This window comes from Bacillus cereus group sp. BfR-BA-01524 (genome assembly GCF_022662595.1).
In the GTDB taxonomy this organism is placed as follows: domain Bacteria; phylum Bacillota; class Bacilli; order Bacillales; family Bacillaceae_G; genus Bacillus_A; species Bacillus_A thuringiensis_S.
The window spans coordinates 1-404 of the sequence record NZ_JAKUDW010000301.1 but is presented as its reverse complement, the minus strand read 5'-3'; the positions used below and the strand labels follow the sequence as shown (position 1 = coordinate 404).

Genomic DNA, 404 nt, shown 5'->3' with positions numbered 1-404 from the left:
GGATTTATATAAGTAGGACGAAGAAGCTGTTCCAAAAGATATTTTGGGGCAGCTTCTTTCTTATGCTTATGGTGCTACTGATGTCGATATATTTGGGAAATCGCCGATATAAATGGAGTTGCGCTGATATATTTGCAAAATCGCCGATATATTTTAAGTTGCGCTGATATATTTAAAAAATCGCTGATATAAATTGAATTACTCTTGTACTTTGTTAGAGAAGATATGCAGTGAAATGTTTTTCTAAAATTTGTAAAGATATCTTTACTTATAACTGGAAAATATTTATAATTTAAGTAAAGATATCTTTACTTTTGAAGGTGGATCCTATGGGTGTGAAAAATAAAATCAAAGAATTAAGAAAGCAAAATCATATAACGCAAGTTGAAATGGCAAAGGCGATG

At 30.7% G+C, this 404-nt stretch carries 1 pseudogene; it reads left to right on the top strand.

Features of this window, described 5'->3' with window-relative positions:
* Positions 1-329 precede the first annotated feature (329 nt).
* Positions 330-404, top strand: a pseudogene (locus MR170_RS31165) (helix-turn-helix transcriptional regulator); the annotation flags it as partial.